Origin of the sequence: Photorhabdus caribbeanensis, assembly GCF_018448885.1 — a bacterium.
GTDB lineage: Bacteria > Pseudomonadota > Gammaproteobacteria > Enterobacterales > Enterobacteriaceae > Photorhabdus > Photorhabdus caribbeanensis.
Window position 1 is genome coordinate 1 of record NZ_RCWB01000002.1, and the last position, 21376, is coordinate 21376.

The following is a 21376-nucleotide window of genomic DNA, read 5'->3' on the forward strand; positions in this document are numbered from 1 at the left end:
ACGAAGCCGCTTTTGTTTTCTGCAATAAGGCCCGCTCCCGTCTCAAGGTGTTGCGCTGGGACCGACACGGCGTCTGGCTGTGTACCCGCCGTCTGCACCGGGCCCATTTTGTCTGGCCGAAGCAGGGTGAGCGCAGCTGGGTGATGACGCCCGCCCAGTTTGACTGGCTCATCCGCGGCATTCACTGGCAACAAGTCGAGGGAGATGACCTGTCCGGCTGGCGAAGCTAATTCCGCTACCCCGGTAACACTTTTACCGGATAACGGCGGGGAATTATCCGATACACTGTCGGCATGACGCTCAATGACTTAATCGCGCTGGATGACTCCGGGCAGTTCCGCCTGCGGGCACTGGCGCTGCTTCAGCAACAAGGTGATTATATTCGCCAGCGGGAAGAGGCCCTGAAACAGGCGCAACGCTGGCGTTTTGGCGCGCACAGCGAAACCCTGCCTGCCGGTCCCAAACGCAGTCAGTTTGAGGAAGATGCCGATACCGATATCGCGGTGCTGGAAACCCAGCTGTCACGCCTGCATATCAAGGAAAACGCGACATTACCGGGTGTCAACTTGACCGTTAAAAGTTCCCTACAATCATTAATAAACCAAATGAAGCTTTAAAGCCATAAAACCCCCTGTACTGGTTTTCCCTCGCTGTGCCATGCCTTCAAATACCCGATGCCGGGGAATACAAAGATTGTGACAAACCGTAAATTTGGTTGAGTCAATAAAAGCGATCCTGGTGGTTTTAGCCTTGCGATATGATACTTGGATATTGAAATCCAAGTCATTTACCTAAAGTTTTGATATTTTTCTCATCAGAAAGCTCACTGTATTTCATCAGGTTTTTATTACCATCGATCACTATTAGCTCTTTTTGTGATTTGAAACAATTGCTTAATGGTGAGCGGCAGTATTCTGGAGATTTATGATAAATACCTAGCCAATTACTGATAAGGTAATAATTATCTGAAGTTGAGAAAGGGGTATTTATTACACCAGTATGACGATATCTTGGATTAACATTATCGTTATACCAGATAAATAAGGGGATATTATAAGCCTCTTTCCGAGGATGGCTAACTCCGTGGTGATAACGAATGTCACCGTTTTTATCTAAACGTTGTAATCCATGATCTGAAAAATAGAGAATAGATGCTTTATAGTCTTTGATTTTATTAATAATTTTTTCTATTAGTTGATCTGTATAGACTATTGAGCTGTCATAGCAATTATCATCTTCGTTCGATGAGAAAGATACCAGTTTATTTTCGGGAAATTGGTTACAGGATGGCTCATGACTGCCATAGATATGCATAATAATAAATTTTTTACCTTTCTGTTTTAGTGCATCATCTAAATAGGGTAGTAACTCTTCATCATATCCAATATATTCATTCCATTTTTGGCTTTCAGCCATATTAGCAATAACTGTGATCAGGCTATTGCTTTTACCAGATCTTCCTTGGTTACTTATCCAAGTTGTCTTAAATCCTGCATCTTTAGCTAAAGATATAATATTGTCAGCATAATGGATCTTATTTCTGAGCTGATATAGAGTAATATTAGAAAGCGAAATAGGTAAGGATAATATAGTAACTGGAGCAGGAGAAATAGCTTGATTGAATATCAACATATTTCTTTGCATCGTGTCTAATGTTGGTGTTGTGGTTTTGTTATAACCGTACAGAGACATATGATCTCTTCTTACTGATTCTCCTATCAGCAATATGTAAATATCAATATCTTTATCTTCTTTTATGTAATTAAAATTCACATTAACAGAAGAAATATTTTTAATTTGTTGATTTTCATATATTGCTTTTACCATTGCTGATGAGTTATGGAATGGTGTTCCCATTAAAAAGTGTTCAGATAGAATAATATCATCTGAATATTTTTTTCCTGAGATATAGTAGTCAACAGGCACTAACAGGCAGACAAAAATAAAAACCCATGAACTGGATTTGAGTAATCTTTTGTCTATATTTTTTGATAGCCATCTAATAGACAAAAAATATATTAATGACATGAAAATAAAGAAAAGCACATAGTATTTGTTGTAGGACAACATACCTACAGCTTCATTGCTATTTGTATTAATAAAAGTGTTGGCAATAGTTGAAGAAAAGCTTATCTGATGTTCATTAAAGAAGAAAAAAGATGTGGATATATTAAGCGACCACAATAGAGAAATAAGTAAAATCAATGGCTTAAGATATTTATAACAATAAAAAAATGCGTTAACACCTGCTAGCAAGAAACTCAGTAATATTATTTTTGACTTATACTCACTTGTTAAATTACTAGTAAAAATTATCGGTAGTAAAGAGAGAGTCAAAATAATAATAATCGGCCATTTATTTCTCATATAGATTAATAGTTTAATTAATAAATTTAAATAAAAGAGTTAATCATTAACCTGGGATTAAAACAAGAGGCTAACTCGTGAAATAGCTCTGAATTCAGGTGGCTTCTAATGAAAATACCTCTCCCGAAGGAGAGGCTGGACATACAAACTAATTAATGTGTTTTTCCTTGAGCGATACCAAGCCCTGTTTGTGATTGAATAAACTGGATTCTAAATTGCTCTCTTTCTTGCATACCTTGTTGTGAATTATCGGTGATAGAAAATAGCCATGAGCCAATAAAAGCGATAATCATTGAAAATAATGCTGGATATTCATAAGGATAGATTGGTTTCTCGTGACCGAGAATGCTGACCCAGATTGTTGGGCCGAGAATCATCAAAACTACCGCTGTAATTAATCCTAGCCAACCCCCGACTAAGGCACCACGGGTAGTGAGTTTACGCCAGTACATAGATAAAAGAATAATTGGGAAGTTACAGCTTGCAGCAATAGAAAATGCCAATCCAACCATGAAGGCTATATTCTGGTTTTCAAATAAAATACCTAATCCGATTGCGATAAGCCCAAGTATCACAACTGTTATTTTTGATACTTTCAATTCATCTTGTTCATTGGCTTTACCGCGTTTAATGGCGTTTGCATATAGGTCATGTGATACTGCTGATGCACCAGCCAGCGTTAGCCCCGCAACAACGGCTAGAATTGTGGCAAAGGCGACAGCAGAGATGAAACCCAGGAACAAGTTGCCTCCAACTGCATTAGCGAGATGAACGGCTGCCATGTTAGTACCACCAATGAGCGCGCCGGTAGCATCTTTAAAGGAAGGGTTTGGACTAACCAGTAAAATAGCACCGAAGCCGATGATAAAGGTCAGAATGTAAAAATAACCAATAAAGCCGGTAGCGTAGAAAACGCTTTTTCGTGCTTCTTTTGCATCGCTTACGGTAAAGAAACGCATAATAATATGAGGTAAACCAGCAGTACCAAACATCAATGCAAGACCGAGAGAAAGTGCGGATATTGGGTCAGATACCAACCCTCCTGGGCTCATGATGGCTTCACCTCTGGAGTGAACAGCAACAGCTTCTTTGAATAATGTATTGAAATTGAAGTTTACTGCTTTCATGACCATAAGGGCCATAAAAGTGGCGCCAGCTAGCAATAGGATAGCTTTGATAATTTGTACCCAGGTCGTTGCTAGCATACCGCCGAACAGAACATAAAGTACCATCAGGATGCCAACCAATACGACCGCTACATGGTAATTAAGCCCAAAAAGCAATTCGATAAGTTTACCTGCCCCGACCATCTGAGCGATAAGATAAAGGGCGACGACAAACAGTGAACCAATTGCAGATAACGTACGGATTGGGCGTTGCTGTAACCGGTAAGAAGCGACATCAGCAAAAGTATAGCGTCCAAGATTTCTTAATCTTTCGGCAATCAGAAATAGGATAATAGGCCAGCCAATCAGGAAACCGATAGAGTAAATTAGTCCATCATAACCAGACGTATAGACTAAAGCGGAAATGCCAAGGAATGATGCTGCGGACATAAAATCTCCCGCAATTGCCATTCCATTTTGAAAACCAGTAATACGTCCACCTGCCGTGTAGTAATCAGTACGGGAGCGTGTTTTTTTTGAGGCCCAGTAAGTGATATAGAGTGTAAAACCAACAAACAGGACAAACATGATAATGGCCTGAATGTTGATAGGTTGCCTTTCTCCAGTTTCAGAGATTGCGTTAGCCCAAGAGAGATGAGGAAATAGCACTATTGCTAATAGCAGGAACTTTTTCATTTCTTTACCTCGCTGAGAATTTGTGAGGTAAGGTGATCAAACTCGCTATTGGCTCTGATTACATATAAACCGGTTAAGATGAATGAAATAACAATTAAACCGATACCAACTGGTATTCCACGGGTAATACTGGAATCATTATAAAGGGGAGTACCTAGCCATTCGGGTGCAAACGCAATGAGAAAAATAAAACCGACATACAGAATTAATGTGATTATTGATAGTAACCATGCAAAATGTCCTCGTCTTTCAACCAATTCTTTGAAACGAGGGTTATTCTCGATCCCTTGGTAAATGTCGTTATTCATCAGAGTATATCCTCTTATATTTATTATATTTTAATTACAGCCGCCTTACGGCGGCATGATCTGTCACGAAATACTCATTGTTTGCTTTTCTTCCAACAATTTTTCTACTACTCCTGGATCTGCTAGTGTTGAAATGTCTCCTAAATTGCTGGTATCGCCGGAGGCTATTTTGCGCAAGATACGACGCATAATTTTTCCTGAACGGGTTTTTGGTAAGGAGTCTGTCCAGTGTAGGATATCTGGTGTAGCAATCGGGCCGATTTCTTTACGTACCCAATTACGGACTTCTGTATATAGTTCTGGCGAGGGTTCTTCACCGTGATTCAAGGTGACATAGGCATAAATTGCCTGCCCTTTAATATTATGTGGGGTGCCTACGACAGCAGCTTCTGCAATTTTAGGATGGGAGACTAAAGCAGATTCAATTTCAGCAGTACCTAGACGGTGGCCGGAAATATTCAACACATCATCAACACGGCCAGTTATCCAATAGTAGCCATCTTCATCACGGCGTGCGCCATCACCACTAAAATACATTCCCTTAAAGGTAGAGAAATAGGTTTGTTCGAAGCGGTCATGATCGCCAAATAGTGAGCGTGCTTGTCCAGGCCAGGAATCGGTAATAACCAAGTTTCCTTCACAAACACCTTCTAATAGTTCACCAAGATTATCGACCAACGCGGGCTGAACGCCGAAGAAAGGTAGCGTTGCAGAACCTGCTTTCAGTTCGGTTGCGCCTGGCAGTGGTGTAATCATGAAGCCACCAGTTTCTGTTTGCCACCAGGTATCGACAATCGGACATTTGCTGTTACCAATTTTCTGGTAATACCATTCCCAAGCTTCCGGGTTAATCGGCTCGCCAACTGATCCCATAATCCGCAGAGAAGTACGTTTCGTTCCTTCAATAGCTTTATCACCTTCAGCCATTAGGGCACGAATCGCTGTGGGTGCTGTGTACAGGATATTTACCTGATGTTTATCAATAACCTGACTTAGACGGTTAACCGCAGGATAGTTTGGTACGCCTTCAAACATTAGGGTAATAGCGCCGCAGGAAAGGGGGCCGTAGAGTAGGTAGCTATGCCCAGTAACCCATCCCACATCTGCTGTGCACCAATAGACTTCCCCCGGCTGATAATCGAATACATATTTAAATGTTAGAGATGCATATACAAGATAACCTCCAGTGGTGTGCAGTACACCTTTAGGTTTACCGGTAGAGCCTGAGGTATAGAGAATAAACAGCGGGTCTTCTGCATTCATCTCTTCAACTGGACAGTCGGCACTAGCGTCTGCGACCAATTCATGCCACCAAAGGTCACGGCCAGATTGCCAGTGACTAATATTTCCAGTACGTTTAAAAATGATCACATTGGATACATTGACAACAGCTTCATTATTTAATGCGTCATCAATATTCTTTTTCAGGGGAATGGTGCGTCCGGCTCTCAATCCTTCATCGGCGGTAATAACCAATTTGGTGTTTGAATCGATGATACGCCCGGATACGGCATCAGGAGAAAAACCTGCGAAAATAACAGAGTGAATAGCACCAATACGGGCACAGGCTAACATAGCAACCGCTGCTTCTGGCACCATAGGCATGTAAATAGCAACAACGTCGCCTTTTTTAATACCCAGATTTTTTAATACATTGGCAAACTGACATACATCATGGTGTAGTTCACGATAGGTTATTGCTTTGGATTCTGTCGGATCATCACCTTCCCAGATAATAGCAGTTTGATCACCACGTTCTTGTAGATGACGATCGAGGCAATTTGCGCTTAAGTTTAGTGTTCCATCTTCAAACCAGCGGATATTGACATGTCCAGGATCAAAAGAGGTATTCTTTACCTTGGTGTAAGGCTTAATCCAGTCAACAATTTGGCCTTTCTCACTCCAGAACTTTTCAGGATCTTGCAACGATAATTGGTAATCTTGTTGGTATTGTTGTTTATTCATCAGGGCATGTTCTGCAATGGCGACAGGAATAGGGTGCTTCATTATTTTGGTCATATAATATTCTCCTTACGAATGTTAATATTATGTCAAATCAAAGTTAACTAAAGTGTAAAGAGAATTTTTGTTTTTTTTTTGCGCGGAAGATCACGCAATAAAAAGAATATTTTTCACGTAATTGTCATTTAGTGTGGCAGGTTTATTTAGTTTTAATTGCTAACCAAAAATAGTAATTCAAAATCCTAATCCGATAATAATGTCAAATATAGATAAATTGACTGATAAGTCGCTGAAACACAGTTATATAATAAAACCATAGTATTGGTGTGGTATTGATAAACATTTCCAATAATATTTAATTAATTATAATGATCACGTTGTTCACAAGGTGTGGACTTTGAACCATTCTTATATGACTGGAGTACATGATATGAGCTATTCATTACCTTCTCTCCCTTACTCTTATGACGCTCTGGAACCTCATTTTGATAAGCAGACGATGGAAATCCACCATACCAAGCATCATCAGACTTACGTCAATAATACCAATAGCGCCTTGGAAGCTTTCCCTGAGCTGGTGGGGCTGGATATTGATGATCTGATTCAGCAATTAGATAAGATACCTGCTGATAAACGTACTTTTGTACGTAACAATGCTGGTGGACACGCTAACCATAGCTTGTTTTGGAAAGGTCTGAAATTAGGTACAACTTTGCAAGGCCCATTAAAAGAAGCTATTGAACGTGATTTCGGTAGCATAGATTCTTTTAAAGAGAAATTTGAGCAGGCGGCGGCTACTCGTTTTGGTTCTGGCTGGGCGTGGCTAGTACTGAAAGATGATGGCAAACTGGCGGTTGTATCGACTGCTAACCAGGATAGCCCATTAATGGGTGAAGCTATTTCTGGTGCATCTGGTTATCCGATTATTGGTCTGGATGTTTGGGAACATGCTTATTACTTACAGTACCAAAACCGTCGTCCTGACTATATTAAAGCGTTCTGGAACGTTGTTAACTGGGATGAAGCAGCAATACGTTATCAGGAAAAAGTGAAATAACTTGCTAAATAATTTCTCTTTTCTGCTATGCCGGCTGATATGACTGCCGGCATTTTTATTGGTTGAATGTTAGTTTATGATGGTAATGTCAGACTGATTTCAATAAGGAAAGTGCATTATGTATTGTCCGCAGGTATATACAGGTAAAATTGAAATATCAGGAAAACTTTCTGCCAGCGCAATTAACAAACGGATGGTTGATGGTAGCCTGCGTCTGACTTCTCTTGGATTAGAAGGTGATGAGCAGGCCGAAACCCGTTTCCACGGCGGCCCTGATCGTGCACTTTGTCATTATCCTCGTGAACACTATGATTTCTGGAAACATCAATTTCCTGATCAAGAAGATTTTTTTATTGCTCCAGCGTTTGGTGAAAATATTTCCACAACGGGATTGACAGAAGAAAATGTTTGTATTGGTGACATTTTCAGTTGGGGTGAGGCAATGATTCAGGTAACTCAGCCTCGTTCGCCTTGCTACAAACTTAATTGTCATTCTGGTATCAGTAATTTTTCGGCCATTATGCAGGATAGTGGCTGTTGTGGCTGGTTTTATAGAATTATTGCCGCAGGAAATGTTAGCCCAGATGAGCCTCTTATTCTTGTTTCCCGTAATAGTGATGTCTTAGTTAAAGAAGCAATAGCGATTGCTTTTAATATGCCATTTGATGAGGAGCAATATCGTCGGCTGATGAGTGCCGCAGGGTTATCTGCTAGTTGGAGCCTGACTATGCAAAAGCGGGTGATGTTTGGAAAGATTGAAAATTTTAACCGTAGATTGTTCGGGAAGTAATAAAATGTGCACGTGATGAACGTGCACATTAGTCTTGATACCACTTCCTGCTTTCAGATGTTCAATCGCCACCCGTTGTTGTTTCTCATTCAGTACCGAAAGGCGTCCTATGCGTTTTTCTGCTTGCAATACCAGAATGAGGGCGCTCATCAGTAAATCTTGTTCAAACTCTATCATGAGCTATTATCTGTATGGTCATTCTCTTGGCAGAACTGGTCAGATTCCACTTCCCCGATTGCGAAATAATGAACCTTGATTTCCTTAGCAGTTAGTTCTGCCACTGTCTTTTTGATATCCATTGCATTTCGTCATAATCTGTTAGTTGAGTAACGACAAGAATGCCCCCAGCCTCCAGGCGATCCAACAGACGGTTAAACCCAGTTGCTCGTTAGCAGTTACTGAACTACTGATACCATCCTCCATGACTTGATGAGGGTGAATGAAAAATAAGCTGCTCTCGGAAAAAGATACTTCCCTTGCTGTACAAAAAACAGATTTAATTTAGAATTACCTTCATTCCCCAAACGGCCTCTAAGTTATGTGAATCAATTTAAACGATTCTGCCAATAATATCCGGTTATACAGAACAATCCTGTTGAGATAGAAACCAAGATGTCCGATATCAGTAAGTTGCTGCGGGATCCGCAGTTTTTTTCTATGCTGCATAAACAAATGTTGCAGTTTGCCAGCTTGCAGTTGAATGATTTTCATCAGGCGGAAGATGTTGTCCAAGAGGCGCTGGAAGGGGCGATGAAGAATGCCGCTTCTTTTGCCGGGCGAGCAGCCTGGAAGAGTTGGGTGTTTACGATCCTGCGCAACAAAATCTCGGACGCCTTGCGTATGCGTTATCGGCACAGCAGCGTGCAACTGACTGATGATGTTGATGAGCAAAATTTCGAAGCGCTGTTTGATGAATCTGGTCACTGGCCGCGAAACGAGCATCCTCAGCGCTGGCATTTACCGGATGAAGCGGCCGAGCAGGAGCAATTCTGGACAGTTTTCGAACTTTGTTTGACACAATTGCCAACGCAAAACGCTCGGGCATTTATGATGCGCGAATTTATTGGTCTTGAGACTCAGGAGATCTGTCAGGAAATGGCGCTTTCTGTCAGCAACCTGAATGTGATGCTCTGGCGTGCGCGTATGCGTTTACGCGAATGTTTGTCACAACGCTGGTTTTCCCAGGAGGGTAAATATGCTTAGTTGTTATCAAGCTACGCGCCTGATGTCTCAGGCGCTGGATGAAAAAATCGTACTTTCCCAACATGTTCAGCTGATGCTGCATTTGCGAATATGTGACGGGTGCCGAAACGTCAGACAACAGCTTGCCGATCTGCGCACTATCACTTCCGCATTCGCTCGTGGCGAAAACGAGAATCAAAATAAAGTAACGTAGGAAGGGGGAATCAGGTACGATGGCGGTGAATCAGGCGATCAAGCGAAAACTTCCCACCGCCATATGTCACCAGATACAACTGAGCCGTCAGCCAGGTAGCGTGAACAGGCCAGGCATCTGGGTAAACAAATATCTGAATCACCAGCGTCATCACCATTAATGCTAACGCGGAGAAGCGTGTCGCTAATCCGACAATCAGCAGCAGCGGAAACAAGTGTTCTGCGGTCGCGGCCATGATGGCAGCAACATCGGGTGGTAGCAGAGGGAGCTTGTACTCGCTGGTAAAGAGCGACACTGAGCTGTCGGTAACGCGCGGAATCCCTAGTTGCCAGGGTGTGCTTGTCTCCAGAATATCTATGTTTAATCCCACCACTTTGCTTTGGCCTGACAGCCAGAATGTTGCGGCAAGGCTAATGCGTGCCAGAAGGGGGATAACACTTTCCTGTACAATGTCTTGCCCTTTTAACACTAATGTTTTGAATAATGCCATCTTAGCGCTCCGTGTTGCTATATAGAGAAAGGATCAGCTCATAGTGCTGCATGCGTTGTAAAACCGGCTGAGGTTCAAAAGTTGCATCCTCCTTGGCGGCGATATCCAGGGCTTCGGTAAGACACCGACCGGACTGGAGCATGGCAACAAATTGCATTTCCGCACGGCTGAGCGACATTATTCGCACGTCGTCGGCAACGCGGCACAGTAGCATATGTTCAGGCTGGAATGGGTCCAGCACCATCTCGTTTTCCTCGTTTTCACTTTGTTGGTGTGAGGCCCACAGACTGAAGACGGCATAATCTGAACTGAAGAGCCGTACCGAAGGATGGAGCACCATCCGCAACTGTGCGGGATCGTCAACAGGGGCCGCTTCTGTCGTCTGTTCGGTAGGGTCCGCCGCGTGCAGCGATTCAATAAATAACATTTCCAGCCGGGTGAGATCACTCAGCCAGGGCCAGTCTGCCAACGGCTGAAACGTTGCAATCCAGTCTGGTAATTGTGCGCCATAGCCCGCCAAAACAGGAGAAGAAGGCGGTTGTTGACGTATAAACTCCGCCGCCATCGCACGGAAAAAGCACTCTCCGAGCTGGGCGAGCAGGATGGGGCAGTTTTCGGCCAGTGCGTCGATCAGCGACGCCATGACATTATTACGATAAACCGCAAAACGTACCGCTGGATCGCTACCGTTCCAAGCTGTCAACCCCTCTGGTACCATGAGGTCGGGGTCAAGCAGTGCTTGATACAGTTGTTGTTGCATGTTTCGTGTTCTCCGTAATGTAACGCTGGGCATAGCTAGCTTCGTTCAGCAACACGTCTAATGGTGGAATATTGCTGTCCCATTCGAGCAGGGTGGCGATCGGCCCCGTTTCACGTAAGGTCTTGTTATAAAGATCCCAGACAGGCTCGGTCACATGACTGTCATGTGAATCAATCAACAGCAGGTCGTTTGCTCCATCGCGGCTTTCCGTATAGCCCGCCAGATGAATTTCACCGACGCAGTGAAGTGGCAGCTCGAATAGCATCTGACACGGGCAGCGATTATGGTTGACGCCACTGATATAGAGATTGTTCACGTCCAGCAGTAGTCCGCATCCGGTGCGGCGTATCACTTCGGAGATAAAATCAGTCTCGCTCATGGTTGAGGCACTGAACTCGACATAGGTAGACGGGTTTTCCAGCAGAATGGGGCGACGCAGCGCATTCTGTACCTGATCGATGTGTTCGCAGACCCGAGTCAGTGTGATGTCAGTATAAGGCAGCGGCAGCAGATCATTGAGAAATAGATCGTTGTGAGTCGACCAGGCAAGGTGTTCAGAAAAAACGGCTGGCTGATAGCGTTCAACCAGCGCAGCAACACGTTGTAAATGGGTCTGATTTAGAGGATTTTCTCCCCCGATGGACAGGCCCACTCCATGAATAGAGAGCGGATAATCTTGGCGAATGGCGGTCAGCGCCTGATGAAACGGACCACCTGCAACCAGATAATTTTCCGCGTGAATTTCAAAAAAACCAATGTCGGGTTTATCGCGCAAAATAGCGCGAAAATGCTCCGGCTTTAATCCGATCCCTGCTCTGGCCGGAAGCTTATTTACCATGAGGCGGTCAGGAGCATCACGAGAGACGCTGTGTGAGGGTAAAGAAATTGTCATCATATGAGCTCCTGCCTAATACCGGAATTACACTTCTTTAAATGCGTCTAGTTGACCAAAACCGGTCGGGGAGGTAGGAGACTTCATTTTTACGCAGGAGCCTGCCGGTACCATTTTCCAGGCATTACCCTGATAATCCTTTTTTGAGGTACCAGCACAGGTGGTGCCTGCACCTGCTTTACAGTCATTTTTCCCTTTCAGAGAAACGCCATAGCATTTCTCCGTTTTGCTGCCGGAATCCGCCATTGCTGAAGTGCTTCCCGCAATAAATACGCTGCCTAAAGCCAGAGCCAGTAATGCTTTTGTTGTTTGCTTAGTCATAGAACGTTCCTTTTATATTTGTGTAGAAGGTGAATTACTGCTTTGCTGAAACAAGCATTTGCTTCACCCAATTAGTCGCACTACACATCAATTTCTTACAGTGAATATGAGAAAAAAAACGATTTTTTTATAGTTAACTGATTTTTAATGACTTATTTTTTGAATCAGATATCGGTCTGTATAAGAAACAGACTTGTTTTAGGATCTTTTCCGTATGTTCATCGTAGTAGGTGTGAAAGTGGGGTGGGTTGTGGTCGTCATAGTACATCTGTATCAAGATGCAAAAAAACTTCCGATTAAACCTTATAAAAAGCAGGTGTTAAAAGTGGTAAAAATAACGGTCAAAACCTTGTACTGATTAAAACTAGAAGGTAAAGCAATGGCCTTTAATAATGGCTTAAAATCTGCCTGTCATGAAACTATTAATGGAAAATGAACTGCTTTAATAATATTTTCAACCGTAGAATAAACTTTTTAATAAACCAGTTAAATAATCGAATATGAAAAATCGGAATACCTTAATAGGTCAGTTTAGGCTTGCTTTACACAGTTTTAATCTTGTCCAATTGTATTGCTTTTCTGTCGCTTGAAATGTGCACGTAGTGAACGTGCACATTTTATCGATTTAAGGATGGGCAATAAAGCCAACAGCTTCATACACTTTATCTAGCGTGATCTGAGCGCGGGCTTTTGCCTTCGCTGCGCCTTCCGCCATGATCTTATTCAGCAGGACTTCATCGTTACGGAAATGATGGAAACGTTCTTGTAACTCAGTCAGCATACCGGAAACGGCGTCAGCAACAGCACTTTTTAGATGACCATACATCTGGCCTTCAAATTCTGCTTCCAGTTCAGGAATGGTTTTGCCGGTAACACCCGCGAGGATATCTAATAAGTTGGAAACTCCCGGTTTTTGTTCCAGATCATAGCGAACTCGGGCAGGTTCTTCTGAATCTGTGACGGCGCGTTTTATCTTTTTAGCGGCTGATTTTGGATCTTCCAACAAAGCGATAACGTTATTGCGATTATCATCTGACTTGGACATTTTCTTTTCTGGATCTTGAAGAGCCATAACACGGGAGCCACCCGTTGGGATAAACGGCTCTGGTACAGCGAAGATATTGCCGTAGATGGCATTAAATCGTTGAGCAATATCACGGCTCAATTCAAGATGTTGTTTCTGATCGATACCTACTGGAACTTGGTTTGTTTGGTATACCAAAATATCCGCAGCCATCAATACCGGGTAGTCAAACAAGCCTGCATTGATATTTTCGGCATGACGAGCTGATTTGTCTTTAAACTGAGTCATGCGGCTGAGTTCACCGAAATAGGTATAACAGTTTAGAATCCAACTTAACTGAGCGTGCTGTGGGACATGAGATTGGACGAAAATAGTACTTTTCTCTGGGTCAATGCCACAAGCTAGGTAGAGCGCCAGTGTATCCAGAGTGCGTTTTCTTAATTCTTTTGGGTCCTGGCGGACTGTGATTGCATGTTGGTCAACAATGCAATAGATGCAGTCATAATCATCCTGCATTTTAACCCACTGACGTAACGCACCCATGTAATTACCGATGGTTAATTCACCGGAAGGTTGTGCGCCGCTGAATACAATAGGTTTTTGGGAGTTGAGTGTTTCAGATACAGTGGGTTCATTCATTTTATTATGCTTCCTGAAGTTTTAAAGATGGGAGTCCAATTGTGGATAGCAGATCCGAAAAATTCGTTAATATGCAATCTGGATTGCTTAATGCTATAGATTCACCGTAGTTATATCCATAAGTTAAACCAACACAAGGACAACCAGCCGCTTGTGCTGCTAAAATATCATTACGGGAATCACCGACAAAGAGCAGCTCTTCCTTACGCAGTCCAAATGTGCCCATTGTTAAATAAATAGGTGCCGGATGTGGCTTTTTCTCTTTAACATCATCACCACCTAACACTAATGAGAAATATTCACTGATACCTAAAGAAGCCAGCAGAGGAGCAATGAACGGTGTTGGTTTATTAGTGATGATACCCATTGGCAAATTGTGTTTTGCCAGTTCAGCCAATGTAGCTTTGACTTCTGGGAACAGTTGACTGCCTGTTGTTACAGTTGTTTTATAGAATCGGTCAAATAGCTCACGGGTTTCTTTATGCAGTTGCGCAGTCAATTTGACGCTGGTCCATGTTAACGCCCGTTCGACCATAATATCTGCGCCATTGCCTATCCAGGCAGCAACCCGCTCTTTTCCCGCAGCAGGGAGACCTTTGGCTAACAGCGCTTGATCCAATGCATCAGCCAAACCACCGGCACTGTCTACCAGTGTGCCGTCCAGATCAAAAGCGATAGCACGAATACCTTTTAATACCTTACTTGCCATGAGATACCTTTGACAATTCACTACGCATATTATCAATAACAGTTTTGTAATCTGGTTGACTGAAAATGGCGGAGCCAGCAACAAACATATCCGCCCCCGCGGTTGCTGCCGCGGCAATATTGCTAGCTTTAATACCACCGTCTACCTCAAGACGGATATCATAACCGCTTTCATCAATGATTTTACGAACCTGACGCAGTTTCTCTAGTGTTCCAGGGATGAAAGATTGGCCACCGAAACCGGGATTTACCGACATCAATAGAATAATATCCAGTTTATCCAGGACATAATCAAGATAACTCAATGGAGTTGCAGGATTGAATACCAAGCCAGCTTTACAACCATGCTCTTTGATCAGTTGTAAACTGCGGTCAATATGCTCACTGGTTTCTGGGTGGAAGGTAATGTAAGTCGCTCCTGCTTTGGCAAAATCAGGGATGATGCGGTCAACCGGTTTTACCATCAAATGGACATCGATTGGCGCGGTGATGCCATAATCTCGCAGTGCCTGGCAGACCATCGGCCCGATAGTCAGGTTAGGGACATAATGGTTGTCCATAACATCAAAGTGAACAACATCTGCCCCTGCTGCCAGCACCTTAGCGGTATCTTCACCCAGTCGTGCAAAATTTGCAGATAAAATGGATGGGGCAATCAGAAAATCTTTCATTATCTTCTCCAAATCGTTTCTATCATCCCTTAATTGCCAGGCAAAAGGGGAGTGGATAAATCAGCGATATAATGCCAAGAGTTCGTCTACCTTACTGCGGGCAAGGATATTCCTGCTGATAGTACGACGTGCTTTGACAATATGAAGTGAAGCCTGATAGTACCATTTTCGTGTCATTGGCGTATCGTGGTTGGATATCAAAACAGGAATTGCACGTTCTGATGATAACTTAAATGCAATATTTGCCAGATTTTCCTGATCTGCAATGTTAAAACTATTGGTGTGATACGCCGTAAAGTTCGCTGTTGCTGACAAAGGAGCATAGGGGGGATCGCAATAGATAACCGAGCCTTCATGTGCTTCGTTCAACGTGTGTTGGTAATGCTCACAGATAAAAGTCGCATTTTTGGCTTTTTCAGCAAACCAGTGTAATTCTTCTTCAGGAAAGTAGGGCTTTTTATAACGGCCAAAAGGTACGTTAAATTTACCATGAGAATTATAACGACAGAGACCGTTGTAACAATGGCGATTGAGATAAAGGAATAACACGCTGCGATAGAACGGGTCAGTGCTTTGGTTAAATTGCTCCCGTAACTGATAAAAATGTTCGGCTGTATTGTATTCTTGGGTAAACAGAGGGCGTGTGTGGACGATAAACTCATTAGCCCTGAGTTTTACTGTGTTGTACAGGTTAATCAGGTCACTGTTGATATCAGCGAGGATATAAGAATCGTAGTCGGTGTTCAAAAAGACAGAACCTGCGCCAACAAATGGCTCTATCAGACAACTACCGGCTGGCAGATGATGTTTGATGTCATCTACCAACGGGTATTTTCCACCGGCCCATTTTAAGAAAGCGCGTTTTTTTTTCATGCTGTCAATAATTACTCAATCATTCCAGAGCCGCAGATTGTACTCTGTTTAGGACAGCATATCAGCGCCTAATAAATATTGTTTTATTTTCTTAGGTCTTGTTGCACTTGCTGCATCGTTCTGACCCAAGGTTTTTTCGCCTGAATCTCGGCCGGTAGAGATGAAACAGCCCGTTTGGCTTCAGAAACGGAACGGTAATCACCATGAATTAAAACAAACCAAACTTTTCCATTACGTTTAGTTTCATAAACTTTGTAATGAGTGAGACTATACTTTTTAGCAAAAGCGGTCAGTGTATCTGAGCGGCTGGCACTGCTTAATTGCAAAGTATAGTGGTTTGCCGGGGTTTTCAATAGATCATTACTGGTGCTGCTGACCTCATGGTTTTTACTGTTAGTATGACTTGTCGATGGTTTTGATTTAGCCGGTGTTTCTGATTTTAGTGGACGGATATTTTCCGATTTCTGTTGTATCACTGGCGGCGGTGTTACTGTCTGTTGTTGGGCTTGATTCAGATTTTGCACCGCGTGATTTATATTACTTTGTTGTTGAGTCAGTGCATCAGGAATATTTCCTGGTAATTCAAGGCGCTGATTTTGGTTTTCGCCATTGTTAGTTTGAGGCTGATGAGGTTGAATTGCAGTACCACTAACAGGAGGAACATGAATTTCCTGTGGCCTGTTAATTGTATTTGTGGTGTTACTCTCTGATGTTATGGATTGATTGTTATCGTTGTTGGATGATGAACCTGATAAATCAATATTCTTCTCGGCAACATTTGGCGATTGCTGTTTTTCATGCTCAGTTGGGGCTTTTAAGGCAGAACTGATAGCAATAATCAGCAGTAGCAGCACTAAAATCCCAATGCCGAGCATCATTTGCTGACGTGAAATCGCAAATTTAGGTTTGTTTAATGGCTGACGCGAGCGTGGTGAAGGACGGCGATCTGAGGTATCTGGCCTAAACTCATTATCCGCTCTTTGTTCATTTTCTGGTTTGAATTCGTCCATATGCCCTCCAAACAGAGCCAATACCGTCAATTGCAATTGAAGCCAGTCTGGCTGACTTAACTAAGATAGAAATTTGTCTGATAGAATAGTTATTTTATGACACAACAATCAGATGTATGCAAAGAAACATTTAATTTAATACGATAAGCATACAACTTACTTAAAATTTACGGTAAACATTGACGAATAGCGTCAATAACACAATTGTGTTCAATATCTGATCGGAAATCGGCTTTACCTATTTTGGTTGGAAGAACCAGCCGTAATTTACCTGCTATCACTTTCTTATCTCGCATCATATGTGGGAGATAGGTTTCTGGCGGCATGTTTTGTGGCCCGTGTACCGGCAGATTTGCCCGCTCTAACAATCGGATAATGCGTTGAGTATCCTGTTCAGAGAAGTTATCAGCAAGTTGAGCTGTTCTTGCTGCCATGACCATTCCTGCGGCAACCGCTTCTCCATGTAGCCAGACACCATATCCCATCTCTGTTTCAATGGCGTGACCAAAGGTGTGACCAAGATTCAACAGGGCACGCAAGCCACTCAATTCTTTCTCATCTGCTGCGACAACTTCAGCTTTCAATTCGCAGCAACGACGGATGCAGTAAGCCATTGCTTGATTGTCGAGAGTCAGGAGTTTATCCATATTATCTTCAAGCCAGCTAAAAAATGCGCTGTCGAGAATGATGCCGTATTTAATGACCTCAGCCAGACCGGAAGAGAGTTCGCGGGCTGGAAGCGTTTGCAAGCAGTTGAGATCGACCATCACAGAGGCTGGTTGATAGAATGCGCCTATCATATTCTTGCCGAGGGAATGGTTTACTGCGGTTTTTCCTCCGACAGAGGAATCAACTTGGGCAAGAAGGGTGGTAGGCATTTGAATAAAACGGACACCACGTTGATAACAGGCAGCGGCAAAACCAGTTAAATCACCGATTACGCCGCCACCGAGAGCGATAAGTGTTGTGTCCCGGCTATGGTTATTTTCCAACAAAGCAGAAAATACGTCATTCAATACGGAAAGAGATTTGTACTGTTCACCATCAGGCAGAATCACTTCATCTATCCGAATCCCGGCTTGCTGCAAGGTGGCTCTTACTTTTGCCAAATACAGCGGGGCTAGGGTTTGATTCGTTACCAGCATAACCTGCTGGCCTGCTTTTAGTGGTGCAAAAGCAGAAGGATCGCAAAATAACCCTTTTGCAATGGTAATTGGGTAACTACGTTCCCCTAAAGTGACAGTGATCTTTTCCATAAGCAGCCTTCGCCTTAATTATTTATCGCTGTACAGACTTGCTTGAATCAGTTTTTTTCCAGTAACTCAATGATTTGGTTAGCGACAACTTTAGCGCTTTGTTCATCGGTACGGATAGTGACATCAGCAATTTCCTCATATAGAGGATTACGTTCGCTTGCTAAATTTTCTAAAACTTCGCGTGCTGGTGCATCAACTTGAAGTAAGGGGCGTTTTTTATCGCGCTGGGTGCGTGCTAACTGTTTTTCAATGGTGGTTTCCAAGTAGACCACGACACCACGGGCAGACAGGCGATTACGGGTTTCTCTGGATTTCACAGAGCCTCCGCCAGTCGCCAATACAATGCCTTGTTTTTCAGTGAGTTCGTTAATCACTTTTTCTTCGCGTTCGCGGAAGCCTTCTTCGCCTTCCACGTCGAATACCCAGCCCACGTCAGCTCCGGTACGTCGCTCAATTTCTTGATCGGAGTCATAAAACTCCATATTGAGTTGCTGAGCTAACTGACGACCAATAGTGCTTTTGCCGGCACCCATAGGCCCAACCAGAAAGATATTACGTTTCTCTGCCATGTTTTTGGTATTACTAAGACTATTCGTTAATGATAACCCGCCCCGCTAATCAAATCAGCAGCGGGACCTAAACTGAAACCTCATGAGCGGTAATGTGAGATCAGATAACAAAATTATCTCAGTACATCAGCCAGTTTTGCAACTATATAAATCAATGATGAGCTTTTTGTAACGAAAGCTCTGGTTTCATTAGCTGATTATTGTGATGTTAAACCCGACCACTCAATTAGCTAACTCTTGTATGCTAAATCGGACCCAGCGTCAAATCTATAAACAAGATTAGTTGGAAAAATCTGCGTATTATCATATGGAATAGTTAAGTTTTTTATATCCAACTTACTGATATAATGGTTATATTTTTCTTTGTGATTAAATATCCATCAGTTGAGGCGTAATAAATATTACTAACTCACGTCGGCTGTGTTTATGGCCTTTTTGGTTAAATAGTGAACCGATTAATGGGATGTCTGATAGATAAGGCACCTTTTGGGTTTGTTCGCCTTTTTTCTGTTGAAAAATTCCACCGAGAATAAGGGTTTCGCCATTCTTTACAGTAACTTGAGTTATGATTTCCTGTTTGTCGATGGTTAAATTCTCACCTCCTCCTTGACTTATTGAGATCCCTGGCATGTTTTGGCTGATTTTCAGAGAGAGCCTGATTTTGTTTTTTCTCAGTATATGAGGGGTAACTTCCATACCTAGTACGGCTTCTTTAAATTGCACGGTACTTTTCTCTTTTTCTTGGCTGACGTAGGGAATATCAGAGCCTTGCTTGATGCTGGCTAGCTGTTGATGTGAGGCGGTTAGTCTTGGACTAGCGATAATATCTAGTTGGTTTTCTTGCTCTAAGGCACTGAGTTCCATTTCCAGCAAACTGGTGTGAATGCGGGCAATATTGAGCGCAAATCGATGCATGTTATCGTTGGCAGCTTGGTTGATATTGAGGCGGTTTATACCCGTTGTTGCGTTAATTTGTTCTCCTATCGGCATGCCCCAATAAATACCGAGTTCATGTAGTGCTTCCCTGCTGCTGGTCACGATATGTGCTGTAATTTGCACTTGCTGTTGTGGTGTATCTATCTCTTTCAGCCAGCTTTTTATCTGCGCGATAGCGATGGGAGTATCCTGTAAAATCAGACTATTAGTTTCAGGATCAAAATCAACTTTACCCTCTTTTGTTATCAGTGCGGGTCTATTTTGCCTGAGATTCATGGCGATTCTTTCTGCGTCTGCATATTGTAATACGGTTGAGAGGGACTGAATTTCGGTCTCATTGACTGATTGATCAAATAATTCAACCGATTGCTCTTCTGCCTCTATCATCGGAGGTGCAAAAGGATTTCTTATTTCTGCAACAACAATAGCGGGCAGAAAGAGGGTAAACAGAATAAATTTTTTAGTCATAAAATTCCTCATGTGAGGTTTCTGACAGAGTGATTTTGACGTTTAGGGATTCACCTGATGGCGAAATGGCAAGCTGTTTAATCAACAACGGTGGATACAACGTTTGTAACGCCGCAAGAAAATTCAGCATCTGCTCGTAGTTCAAATAAATTGTGATTTGCCAGAGCGTTTTTTCCCCTTCTTTTTTACGTTGCCACTCAAGAACTTGTGCGCCAGAATTTATCAATGGCTGTTGTAGTTGTTTTATTGCGGTAATTTTTACCGCATTTTGTCGTGGCTTACTGAGTTCGTTTTCTATTTGGTTGATGTGTTGTTGTATATCTTCCAATAGCGGTAGCTGATTTAGTCGTTCATTGGCTGCTTTGGTATTGATTTGTTGAGCTGCTATTTTTGCTGTCAGGCTACTTCTCTGTTCAGCTTTTTCTTGCCAGAAGAAAAGATAAAACAGAATCAGAAATGGCATGATGATAGCTTGCTGCCAGATAAAGAGCAGCCAGGTTGGCTTGGCAAACCACCATAGGTAGTCACTTTTTATCATTGGCAATCTCCGTATGCCAGTTAGCGTCAATAATAAATTGTCTGATTTGTTGTTCGGTGGTGGTCATCTTTTTTAGTTGAATTTCAGACAATTGCTTGTTGTTTTCAAGGTTATCCAGCAGAGATGTCATACTGGAATAATCCAGACTATTAGCAACCAGTTTTAATTGACCGGCCTGATCATCGAAAGCAGTTAACCAACTTCCTTCCGGTAATAATTCAGGTAATTCATTGAATAATTGCCAATGTTGTTGGTTCTGTTTCAGCCATGCTTGTTGTTGTTTTAATTTATAGGTCAGTTTGTTGTGAAGATTGATAGACTCCTCGGTCTGAGTTATCTGTTGTTGCAAATGTAATTGTTGCTGGCTGAGTTGTTGTAATTGCCTTTGATACTGATTAATCGTTTCCTGTTGCTTTAGTAGCATCCAGACGAGTACTGTCAGCCACAATATCAATTGCAATAAGAGAAGAATTGCCCACCAACGATAACGATGTCTTAGCCGGGTTTGTCGCCAAGGCAGAAAATTAACCTGATACATC

General features: G+C 42.6%; 24 protein-coding genes and 2 pseudogenes. 6 read left to right on the plus strand and 20 right to left on the minus strand.

Features of this window, described 5'->3' with window-relative positions; translation table 11 throughout:
* Positions 1-230: IS66 family insertion sequence element accessory protein TnpB (tnpB, locus tag EAE90_RS01945; protein WP_214052042.1), on the plus strand; the 230-nt coding region annotated here is incomplete at its 5' end.
* Positions 231-293: 63 nt separating this feature from the next.
* A pseudogene (locus EAE90_RS01950) lies at positions 294-551 on the plus strand (IS66-like element ISPlu20 family transposase); the annotation flags it as partial.
* Here EAE90_RS01950 and EAE90_RS01955 read toward each other — a convergent pair.
* The 5 genes and pseudogenes from EAE90_RS01955 to acs form a co-directional block, all read right to left on the minus strand.
* Positions 548-752 (minus strand): annotated as a pseudogene (locus EAE90_RS01955) (transposase); the annotation flags it as partial. The pseudogenes EAE90_RS01950 and EAE90_RS01955 sit on opposite strands and share 4 nt — an antisense overlap.
* Before the next feature lie 31 nt (positions 753-783).
* Positions 784-2256 (minus strand): phosphoethanolamine transferase, encoded by a 1473-nt coding sequence (locus EAE90_RS01960; RefSeq protein ID WP_246550244.1) that lies wholly within the window; start codon positions 2254-2256, stop codon positions 784-786.
* 263 nt (positions 2257-2519) lie between these two features.
* A complete protein-coding gene (actP, locus tag EAE90_RS01965) occupies positions 2520-4169 on the minus strand; it encodes a cation/acetate symporter ActP (RefSeq protein WP_214052044.1) in 1650 nt (549 codons plus the stop codon).
* On the minus strand, positions 4166-4477 hold the full coding sequence (locus EAE90_RS01970) for a DUF485 domain-containing protein (protein ID WP_214052045.1): 312 nt from the start codon (positions 4475-4477) through the stop codon (positions 4166-4168). The genes actP and EAE90_RS01970 overlap by 4 nt, the downstream gene beginning before the upstream one ends.
* A 63-nt stretch (positions 4478-4540) precedes the next feature.
* Complete coding sequence (gene acs / locus EAE90_RS01975) at positions 4541-6496, minus strand: acetate--CoA ligase (protein ID WP_214052046.1); 1956 nt, start codon at positions 6494-6496, stop codon at positions 4541-4543.
* 373 nt (positions 6497-6869) lie between these two features.
* Here acs and sodA point away from each other — a divergent pair, with 373 nt between their 5' ends.
* The 4 genes from sodA (at position 6870) to EAE90_RS01995 (ending at position 9682) form a co-directional block, all read left to right on the plus strand.
* The gene (gene sodA / locus EAE90_RS01980; protein WP_214052047.1) at positions 6870-7496 is read left to right on the plus strand and encodes a superoxide dismutase [Mn]; all 627 of its coding nucleotides are present in this window, start codon (positions 6870-6872) and stop codon (positions 7494-7496) included.
* A 118-nt stretch (positions 7497-7614) separates the two neighbouring features.
* Positions 7615-8286 (plus strand): 6-hydroxyaminopurine reductase, encoded by a 672-nt coding sequence (gene yiiM / locus EAE90_RS01985; protein ID WP_214052048.1) that lies wholly within the window; start codon positions 7615-7617, stop codon positions 8284-8286.
* 612 nt (positions 8287-8898) lie between these two features.
* Positions 8899-9489 (plus strand): RNA polymerase factor sigma-70, encoded by a 591-nt coding sequence (locus EAE90_RS01990; protein ID WP_214052049.1) that lies wholly within the window; start codon positions 8899-8901, stop codon positions 9487-9489.
* Positions 9482-9682 (plus strand): anti-sigma factor family protein, encoded by a 201-nt coding sequence (locus tag EAE90_RS01995; protein ID WP_214052050.1) that lies wholly within the window; start codon positions 9482-9484, stop codon positions 9680-9682. The genes EAE90_RS01990 and EAE90_RS01995 overlap by 8 nt, the downstream gene beginning before the upstream one ends.
* A 10-nt stretch (positions 9683-9692) precedes the next feature.
* On the opposite strand, the gene EAE90_RS02000 is transcribed toward EAE90_RS01995, so the two are convergent.
* The 15 genes from EAE90_RS02000 to EAE90_RS02070 form a co-directional block, all read right to left on the minus strand.
* Positions 9693-10172, minus strand: coding sequence for a DoxX family protein (locus EAE90_RS02000; RefSeq protein ID WP_214052051.1), 480 nt, complete (start codon positions 10170-10172; stop codon positions 9693-9695).
* A gap of 1 nt (position 10173) precedes the next feature.
* A complete protein-coding gene (locus EAE90_RS02005) occupies positions 10174-10932 on the minus strand; it encodes an HvfC/BufC N-terminal domain-containing protein (protein ID WP_214052052.1) in 759 nt (252 codons plus the stop codon).
* Positions 10901-11827, minus strand: a complete 927-nt coding sequence (bufB, locus tag EAE90_RS02010) for an MNIO family bufferin maturase (protein ID WP_246550246.1) — start codon at positions 11825-11827, stop codon at positions 10901-10903. The genes EAE90_RS02005 and bufB overlap by 32 nt, the downstream gene beginning before the upstream one ends.
* Before the next feature lie 24 nt (positions 11828-11851).
* A complete protein-coding gene (locus tag EAE90_RS02015; RefSeq protein WP_214052053.1) occupies positions 11852-12145 on the minus strand; it encodes a BufA1 family periplasmic bufferin-type metallophore in 294 nt (97 codons plus the stop codon).
* A gap of 133 nt (positions 12146-12278) precedes the next feature.
* On the minus strand, positions 12279-12413 hold the full coding sequence (locus EAE90_RS24585; protein WP_214052054.1) for a DUF4160 domain-containing protein: 135 nt from the start codon (positions 12411-12413) through the stop codon (positions 12279-12281).
* A 357-nt stretch (positions 12414-12770) separates the two neighbouring features.
* Positions 12771-13808, minus strand: coding sequence for a tryptophan--tRNA ligase (trpS, locus tag EAE90_RS02025; protein ID WP_214052055.1), 1038 nt, complete (start codon positions 13806-13808; stop codon positions 12771-12773).
* A 4-nt stretch (positions 13809-13812) separates the two neighbouring features.
* Positions 13813-14517 carry a phosphoglycolate phosphatase gene (locus EAE90_RS02030; protein ID WP_214052056.1) on the minus strand — a complete coding sequence of 235 codons (705 nt, stop codon included), beginning with the start codon at positions 14515-14517 and terminating at the stop codon, positions 13813-13815.
* On the minus strand, positions 14507-15187 hold the full coding sequence (rpe, locus tag EAE90_RS02035; protein ID WP_036779454.1) for a ribulose-phosphate 3-epimerase: 681 nt from the start codon (positions 15185-15187) through the stop codon (positions 14507-14509). The genes EAE90_RS02030 and rpe overlap by 11 nt, the downstream gene beginning before the upstream one ends.
* Positions 15188-15247: 60 nt before the next feature.
* Positions 15248-16060, minus strand: a complete 813-nt coding sequence (gene dam, locus EAE90_RS02040; protein ID WP_214052057.1) for an adenine-specific DNA-methyltransferase — start codon at positions 16058-16060, stop codon at positions 15248-15250.
* Positions 16061-16143: 83 nt separating this feature from the next.
* Positions 16144-17070, minus strand: coding sequence for an SPOR domain-containing protein (locus EAE90_RS02045; protein WP_214052058.1), 927 nt, complete (start codon positions 17068-17070; stop codon positions 16144-16146).
* Between the two features lie 167 nt (positions 17071-17237).
* Positions 17238-18326, minus strand: a complete 1089-nt coding sequence (aroB, locus tag EAE90_RS02050) for a 3-dehydroquinate synthase (protein WP_214052059.1) — start codon at positions 18324-18326, stop codon at positions 17238-17240.
* A gap of 47 nt (positions 18327-18373) precedes the next feature.
* Positions 18374-18895: a shikimate kinase AroK gene (gene aroK, locus EAE90_RS02055; protein ID WP_036779445.1), complete on the minus strand. Its 522-nt coding sequence runs from the start codon at positions 18893-18895 to the stop codon at positions 18374-18376.
* Between the two features lie 369 nt (positions 18896-19264).
* Positions 19265-20299 (minus strand): type IV pilus secretin PilQ, encoded by a 1035-nt coding sequence (pilQ, locus tag EAE90_RS02060; RefSeq protein ID WP_214052060.1) that lies wholly within the window; start codon positions 20297-20299, stop codon positions 19265-19267.
* Positions 20292-20837 (minus strand): hypothetical protein, encoded by a 546-nt coding sequence (locus EAE90_RS02065; protein ID WP_214052061.1) that lies wholly within the window; start codon positions 20835-20837, stop codon positions 20292-20294. The genes pilQ and EAE90_RS02065 overlap by 8 nt, the downstream gene beginning before the upstream one ends.
* Complete coding sequence (locus EAE90_RS02070) at positions 20824-21375, minus strand: PilN domain-containing protein (RefSeq protein WP_214052062.1); 552 nt, start codon at positions 21373-21375, stop codon at positions 20824-20826. The genes EAE90_RS02065 and EAE90_RS02070 overlap by 14 nt, the downstream gene beginning before the upstream one ends.
* Between the last annotated feature and the right edge of the window lies 1 nt (position 21376).

Coding starts and splice junctions, on each gene's coding strand:
- acs (WP_214052046.1), bottom strand. CDS start 6,496: ATGACCAAAATAATGAAGCACCCTATTCCTGTCGCCATTGCAGAACAT.
- bufB (WP_246550246.1), bottom strand. CDS start 11,827: ATGATGACAATTTCTTTACCCTCACACAGCGTCTCTCGTGATGCTCCT.
- EAE90_RS01970 (WP_214052045.1), bottom strand. CDS start 4,477: ATGAATAACGACATTTACCAAGGGATCGAGAATAACCCTCGTTTCAAA.
- EAE90_RS02005 (WP_214052052.1), bottom strand. CDS start 10,932: ATGCAACAACAACTGTATCAAGCACTGCTTGACCCCGACCTCATGGTA.
- actP (WP_214052044.1), bottom strand. CDS start 4,169: ATGAAAAAGTTCCTGCTATTAGCAATAGTGCTATTTCCTCATCTCTCT.
- yiiM (WP_214052048.1), top strand. CDS start 7,615: ATGTATTGTCCGCAGGTATATACAGGTAAAATTGAAATATCAGGAAAA.
- sodA (WP_214052047.1), top strand. CDS start 6,870: ATGAGCTATTCATTACCTTCTCTCCCTTACTCTTATGACGCTCTGGAA.
- EAE90_RS02070 (WP_214052062.1), bottom strand. CDS start 21,375: ATGTATCAGGTTAATTTTCTGCCTTGGCGACAAACCCGGCTAAGACAT.
- trpS (WP_214052055.1), bottom strand. CDS start 13,808: ATGAATGAACCCACTGTATCTGAAACACTCAACTCCCAAAAACCTATT.
- EAE90_RS02065 (WP_214052061.1), bottom strand. CDS start 20,837: ATGATAAAAAGTGACTACCTATGGTGGTTTGCCAAGCCAACCTGGCTG.
- aroB (WP_214052059.1), bottom strand. CDS start 18,326: ATGGAAAAGATCACTGTCACTTTAGGGGAACGTAGTTACCCAATTACC.
- rpe (WP_036779454.1), bottom strand. CDS start 15,187: ATGAAAGATTTTCTGATTGCCCCATCCATTTTATCTGCAAATTTTGCA.
- dam (WP_214052057.1), bottom strand. CDS start 16,060: ATGAAAAAAAAACGCGCTTTCTTAAAATGGGCCGGTGGAAAATACCCG.
- EAE90_RS02015 (WP_214052053.1), bottom strand. CDS start 12,145: ATGACTAAGCAAACAACAAAAGCATTACTGGCTCTGGCTTTAGGCAGC.
- EAE90_RS02045 (WP_214052058.1), bottom strand. CDS start 17,070: ATGGACGAATTCAAACCAGAAAATGAACAAAGAGCGGATAATGAGTTT.
- aroK (WP_036779445.1), bottom strand. CDS start 18,895: ATGGCAGAGAAACGTAATATCTTTCTGGTTGGGCCTATGGGTGCCGGC.
- EAE90_RS01990 (WP_214052049.1), top strand. CDS start 8,899: ATGTCCGATATCAGTAAGTTGCTGCGGGATCCGCAGTTTTTTTCTATG.
- EAE90_RS02030 (WP_214052056.1), bottom strand. CDS start 14,517: ATGGCAAGTAAGGTATTAAAAGGTATTCGTGCTATCGCTTTTGATCTG.
- pilQ (WP_214052060.1), bottom strand. CDS start 20,299: ATGACTAAAAAATTTATTCTGTTTACCCTCTTTCTGCCCGCTATTGTT.
- EAE90_RS02000 (WP_214052051.1), bottom strand. CDS start 10,172: ATGGCATTATTCAAAACATTAGTGTTAAAAGGGCAAGACATTGTACAG.
- EAE90_RS01995 (WP_214052050.1), top strand. CDS start 9,482: ATGCTTAGTTGTTATCAAGCTACGCGCCTGATGTCTCAGGCGCTGGAT.
- EAE90_RS24585 (WP_214052054.1), bottom strand. CDS start 12,413: ATGTACTATGACGACCACAACCCACCCCACTTTCACACCTACTACGAT.